This window comes from Verrucomicrobiota bacterium (assembly GCA_016871495.1).
Taxonomy (GTDB): domain Bacteria; phylum Verrucomicrobiota; class Verrucomicrobiia; order Limisphaerales; family VHDF01; genus VHDF01.
The window spans coordinates 1-5,995 of the sequence record VHDF01000148.1; the positions used below are offsets into that span (position 1 = coordinate 1).

Here is a 5,995-nt window from a genome sequence, read left to right on the forward strand (position 1 = left end):
CCTCGCCGCGCCGGGGTGAGGCGCGAATTTGAATCTGCCTTCGCCAGCCCGTGAAGCCCTGCCGTCGGAGCAAGGTCGCCAGCGCCAGCTCCGTGTCCTTGTTCCCGCGCGAGCGGATGCGCGACATCACATCGCTGCGCTTCGCTTTGGTGAACACGTCAGGCACGGGATTTTTTTAACCACGGATGAACACGGATGCACACGGATTCGGGTGGAGCACCGAACTCCGGTTTCGCCCGGGCCAGCTTGGAAACCGGCGCTCCATCAGGCCGCGAAGTAGTCCCTCAGAAGCCATGGCGTCTACCGCATGACTTTAGCGCGGTCCCAGCCGATGCGGGCCTTGCTCGCTTGATAGCAGCAAAGCTCGTTGTCTGTGAGGTCACCGGCTTCACAACGACGCAACGCCTCAGCCGCAAAAAGATGAAATGTGCTGGTTCCCATGACCGAACTTGATTTGCATTTAGTGCAACCGGAGCTGGAAAAGCGGCATGAATTCCTCCCTCTACACCCGTGCACAGCGAGCGATGGCAGAACTTAAGGGAGCCGTCTACGAGTTGATTGTTGAGAATCCAGACGGACTGACCAACGCAGAAATTGGCCGCCGGCTCGGGATCTACCAAGGGCATGTCGGTCATGAAGGGCACATGAGCCGAACCATTCTGGCCATGCTCGAAGCTGAGGAGGTTGTCATCCAAAACAAGGAGAGCAAGGTCTGGAGCCTCCGGAAGGCGGAAGTGGTGAAGCAAGCAGCGCAAGCCTAGTTGAAGATTCGGTATACGATTTCGGCGATCTGGCGCGCAAGTAATGGCGGCACGGCATTGCCAACCTGATGGTATTGCTGGGTGCGCGGCCCCTCGAAAAAGTAGTTGTCCGGGAACGTCTGCAGCCGCGCCGCCTCGCGGACGGTGAGGCTGCGGCATTGTGTCGGGTCGTAGTGGATGAAGTAGTGACCATCCTTCGAGATGTGGGACGTTACAGTGGTTGAGGGGCGGCCAGCGCACTGCACGCGGAAGCGGTCGTTGAACTTGGTGTCCTCCAGCGCCTCAGCGACGTTCTCATGCTTGGGCAACAACTGCGGGGGAAAATCTTCGAGCAGCGGCGAGCGGTTGTGAATGCGGGCGAAGGCCGAGACAAAGAAGTAGCGGTGAAGGTCGGGGCGGATGTGCGAGCGCGTCTCGTGATTACACACTGCGTCAAGACGCTCGTCCTGAAACCAGTTCCGATGCGCGCGAATGACACGGCGGCCCGGTCTGACAAAGATGCCGCCACGGTCCAGCGAGGCATCGACCTCGCGAAGGAGGGTGCGAACCTCGCGGCGAAGCGCGTCATCCACCCGTGGGCCGTGCAGCCAGGCCGAATCGGCGATTTCGAGAACCGCATCGCGCCACGCTTGGGGATTGTCCGGCTCCTTGGACAAACCGCTTCTGAGCCGTGGCAAGTCCGAGATGACATCCTCGATGGGAACTCTGGTTTGCGTCTTCAACAGACCGGTCTGCCTTTCGTTCTCGGCGAGGATGCCGAGCAGAATGATGCGATGCCGGGCCTGCGGGATGCCGTAGTCCTCGGCGCGGACCACGAAGTCCTCCGGTTCGCACCTGCCGAGCAAATCGCCATTGCGCACCACGAGTGACACGAGCCGATAGCGCAGTGTTTCGCGGCGCCGGGCCGGGCCGAAGACGGCGTCCAGTGGATTCTCAAGGTCGCTGCGGATGCGCTCGAACATGTGCTGCTCCTGCACCTTGGCTGACAGCAGCCCTTTCACGTTTTCCATCACGAAAACGGGCGGCTGGTGGACGGCGATGATGCGGAGGTAATGCCGGTAGAGTTCGTGGCGCGGGTCCGCCTCGTATTTGGCGAGGCCCTCGCGCCCGATGACGCGGGAGCGTCCCACAAGCGAATACGCCTGACAGGGTGGACCACCAATCAAGACCCAGTTGACTCGCGTGCCGAGTGCGTCACGAATTCGCGCATCAATCAGATCGGGAGGAAACTTCTCGCCACCCAACTCCGCGTGCCAAGCCTCCTGGTCGGCCTTCTTCGCTTCCGCCGGATACTGTTTGAACAGGTCTTCGCGTGGAATCAGGCCAGCGAGGTAATCGTAGTAGGCATCAGGCGCTTTCTTGTCCGGGAACTGGCGGAAGAAGGCGCGCAACTGCAACGTCTGATGCGCAAGGGGGTCTTTTTCGATGGAAAGCCTGATTTTGAACGCGGGGTCGCCGCCGGGCCGGAGCGCGGAGAAGCCTTCGCCCAGCCCGCCCGGTCCGGCAAACAAATCAATGACAGGTCTCGGCATTGCGGCGCGATGCTAGTCAAGGAGCCGCAGGCTGTCAGCCCTGACCCGAATTCTGCCGGTAGAGGCGCTGCAAATAGCTCTCGAGAATTTCCCCGACCTCGGATGCGCTCAACGCATCCAGCTGGAGGACGCCGCCAACCCGATTGATGAGTTTGCCGGTTTCATTGGACCAGGCGCCCACGGATTTGCGGGGACGGATGCGAGGCAAATTGCGCTCGGTGTAGTCAAGCGCAGTGTGAAGAACGGTTCGGTTCTTGCCGAACAAACGCTCCATGTAATGGAACTGGATGTCGGTATTGCTGAAAAGAACGCGAGTGAGTCGGTATGGATCAGCCTCATCCGCCAGGACGGTGGCATACGCCCCCCACCAAAGCCGGGCGATGCCATTGCGGGCCAAGCGCTCCATCGAACTGCCCTTGAAAAACCAACGCGTCTCCACGCTGTCAAAGTTTTCGGCCGAGCCGCCCTGCCAACGGAGGCGGGCGTAGCGCCAGTAAGTGGTGTGGGCAAGGCAGGACCAGAGCCGCTCGTCGGAAGCCTGGACCGGCGTGAGCATCCGCAGCCGCTCGTAGAGCGCGATGGCATTGGCCGCATCCGACTCGGTGCGGGCATCGGATTCGCAAACAAGTTCAGGGAGCTCGACAATCTCAATCTGAGATTCACGGATGCCAGACGCGGCGGACGGCAGCGAACGGACCCAAGGTTCCTCTTGGCCGTATCGCGCACGGTGTTCCCGTTCGGCGATGGCCCGCACGTCCGCGAGGAAGTCACCCGTAAAATATGGTAACATCATATCCTAGTTCCCCCCTTCTGAGTCGAGGCGCTCAACCAATTCAGTGATGCCGCGGGCAAACGGGGAATCGAGGAGGGCCTGGGCGGCGTCCATCGGGTCGAAGTCCGGCACATCGACCGGATGGGAGACCTCACGAAGCCGCGCCCGAACCACCTGAAACCATCGAAAATCCTCGAGTTCCCCCGGATCGATCCCCTTGACGCGGTGAAAAACGTCCACCAGGGCGGGGAGCACAAGCATGGCCGAAAGGATGGCCGGTCCCCGGCGGCTGGCAGCAACGCTCCGATAGAGCCGGAACTGGGCGGGTGAAACCTCGACGTGGATGCGCGGCCCGCCGATATTCACCGTCATCCCTGTTCCGGCATCCTCCGTTTGAATGACTCGCATAATCGAGGAAATTTTCCGCAGGCGGTCGGATTTCGGCTCGGCGATGAACTCAAAGTTGGGGCCGTAGGCAAGAATCCCGTGCCGGGGAACGCGGATTTGAACACCATCGTAGTCGGGGTTAAGAAAATCCGGGCGGTAGCCGACCAAGTCACGCGCCGCGGAGACAAGAGGCGTGACCTGAACGAGGCCACGGAGTTCATCAGCCGGGATGACCATCTCGTTCGAGCCCAGGCGGACAAGGTGGCGGCGACGGTAGAAGTTTTGCCGGCACTCGACCACCACCGCCGGCGAGGCGTCGCCCGAAGCCACAAGGCCCGCGATAAACGGATGGGACAGCTCGAAGCTGAACCGGATGGAATAGCGCTCGGGAGCAACTTCACCGGAAGCATCGGCGAGCCGGACAAAGCCGCCGGTGAAATCATCCAGATTCGGACCGAGCACTGGGTAGGGAAAGGAACGGGTTTTAATTTCCATAACAATAGGCGCGGAGTGAAACCGGGACGGTTGACTCGATCACAACCCGGAGCCGGATTGTCTGCCCCCCGGCGACGGCAAACACGTCCATGTCAACATCGCTGCCGGTGCCCATGTCGAGCACGCGAGTTATGCGCAGGTCGGGTTCCTCCTTGTTGTCCTCCCCGACGCTCACAAGGTTCAGCCGGCCGGAACAGGCGGCGGGTGAACGAACAATCAGCTCATAGGTATCGGAGCCGGTGCGAATCGATCTCGTTTGCAAAAGCGTCTTGATCTGGCGCGGTTGCGTCTCCCCAGTCGCGCCTCCGCCCGTGGTGTCGCCCCGCCCTCCGGGGGACTCGGTTTCGGTGTCCCCCGGATCGGGAGTGGCGTCACCGACGCCATCGCCTTCCTCGTTGCCGTCTTCAGGAGCCGCGCCACCCGGAGCCGGCTGGCGAACCGGCGGGCGCGGCGGCACTTCCTGAATGATCAAGGGCTGGCTGACCGGGGCCGTCACAATACCGTCCTCACCGCCCCGTTCCCTGGCAGTTTGGGAATCGTCCGCCAGCGGTTCATCGTCCTCGTCCGGCAGATAGCGGTTGAGCTCTGGCACATCAGACTCGCGGGCGTCCTCATCCGGATTCAGCTCGCGCAGACACTGGTTGATCCAATCGCGCACGTTTTGGAGCACACGTTTCGCCTCGGGCCCGTCATCGGATCGGCTGGCATTCCATTCATTGTGACGGGGAGGCTCAAGCTTGCGGAGGTAGGCGTTGCCCTCCGGCGAATCGCAGATGAAAAGGCCGGCGAAAGGACGGTAGGAGCGGAACCGCTGTGCTGCGTAGATGACCATGCCGATCTGGCGCGTCATGCATACCTTCTTGGGATAGGTAGTGTCGCCAGAGACGAGATACAGGCGGCAGGAGCCAAGGTTTGGGAGCGTTGTCTGCCATTCACGACGGTTCTCGTTCGCAACGGCGCGATAGTAGTAACGGCTCGAGAAATCAGGATCGCCGGAGAAGCGCGCCATCAGCGCGGGGAGCGTGGCGGTGTCAACACGCCGGTCGCCGATTTGGAAAACGAGGCTCCCTCGGTGAATGGCGGGCCAGAAGTTCTCAACCGCCTCACGGATATAGGCGTCGACCCAGTCGGCCCCGCCGAGATGACGGTAGGCAACGATGAAAAGGCTGGTGCCGGTTTCGTTGCGGCGAAAAGGCGCCGGAATCTGCCGCGGGTCGCGAATGGAGCTGCAAGAAGCCGAGCCGTCTTCTACAAGGCCGATAAACCCGCCAGCCTGCGTCTTGCGGCCGGCGGGATCGAGGTGAGTAGTGAGCGTGGCAACGCCCTGGAAGGCGCGCCCACCGCCGCGATTCAGCGTCGAATAAAAGACCGTACGGGCGAAGGATCCGGCAAATGGCGCCTTTTTTCCGATGCCGAAGGCACCGCCGGCGTCGTCCTGATTTATGGAAACACCGCCGGATTGAACAAGCCCAAACCAGCTTCCGTTGCGGTCGCCGTCGCCGCCATCAAGCCCCTTGGTGCCGTAGTCGGCAACTTCGAGCACGCCAATCTCCGGTCCCTCAGTCCATGAGAGAGCCTTGGCGCAGAAGGCTTGGGTCTTTTCGTTACCCTGCCAGTATTCCCGAGAGGACCGGATGGCGGCACGCAGATCGGCGAGACCCGGAATTTCGGTGACCGGTATCTGTCGGAGCTGAAGCTCAATGCGCACTTGACCGCCTACAGGAAAGCGGGCGTCCAAAGCATTCTGGGTGCACTCGCGGACAATGTGCTGCTGAAATTCTCCCTCGAAGGTTTCGATGCCGGCATCGTTGAGTCCCTGCTCGATGCCGCCGTTCAACAACGGGAAGTAAAGTTCGATTGGCATGGTGTGTCCCTTGTTCTTCAGCCGCCGGTTTGCTCGCTAGAGTGATCAAGTCGCGCTATTTCAGCCACCCAATTTTGATCTCCTTCTCCAACGGCTTGAACTCCGGGTCGCCGGTGATGAGCTCGGCTTTCTTCTCCTTCGCCAGCGCGGCGGCAAAGGCGTCGGCCAGGCTGAGCTTGAAGCG

7 protein-coding genes are annotated in these 5,995 nt (G+C 61.3%); 1 reads left to right on the forward strand and 6 read right to left on the reverse strand.

The features are described 5' to 3' along the window. Positions 1–166 (reverse strand): very short patch repair endonuclease (locus tag FJ404_18970; protein MBM3824934.1); only part of this gene is annotated, 166 nt, incomplete at its 3' end. A gap of 322 nt (positions 167–488) precedes the next feature. On the opposite strand from FJ404_18970, the gene FJ404_18975 reads away from it, so the two are divergent. After that, the gene (locus FJ404_18975; GenBank protein ID MBM3824935.1) at positions 489–761 is read left to right on the forward strand and encodes a hypothetical protein; all 273 of its coding nucleotides are present in this window, start codon (positions 489–491) and stop codon (positions 759–761) included. Here the strand turns inward: FJ404_18975 and FJ404_18980 are convergent. The 5 genes from FJ404_18980 to FJ404_19000 all read right to left on the reverse strand — a co-directional run. Further along, entirely contained in the window at positions 758–2,293 is a 1,536-nt protein-coding gene (locus tag FJ404_18980) for a DNA cytosine methyltransferase (GenBank protein MBM3824936.1), read from the reverse strand. The two genes, FJ404_18975 and FJ404_18980, sit on opposite strands and share 4 nt — an antisense overlap. Positions 2,294–2,327: 34 nt before the next feature. Beyond that, on the reverse strand, positions 2,328–3,086 hold the full coding sequence (locus tag FJ404_18985) for a hypothetical protein (GenBank protein MBM3824937.1): 759 nt from the start codon (positions 3,084–3,086) through the stop codon (positions 2,328–2,330). A gap of 3 nt (positions 3,087–3,089) precedes the next feature. Beyond that, entirely contained in the window at positions 3,090–3,947 is an 858-nt protein-coding gene (locus tag FJ404_18990; protein ID MBM3824938.1) for a hypothetical protein, read from the reverse strand. After that, positions 3,937–5,811: a hypothetical protein gene (locus tag FJ404_18995; GenBank protein MBM3824939.1), complete on the reverse strand. Its 1,875-nt coding sequence runs from the start codon at positions 5,809–5,811 to the stop codon at positions 3,937–3,939. The genes FJ404_18990 and FJ404_18995 overlap by 11 nt, the downstream gene beginning before the upstream one ends. Positions 5,812–5,866: 55 nt before the next feature. Beyond that, positions 5,867–5,995 (reverse strand): PIN domain-containing protein (locus FJ404_19000; protein ID MBM3824940.1); only part of this gene is annotated, 129 nt, incomplete at its 5' end.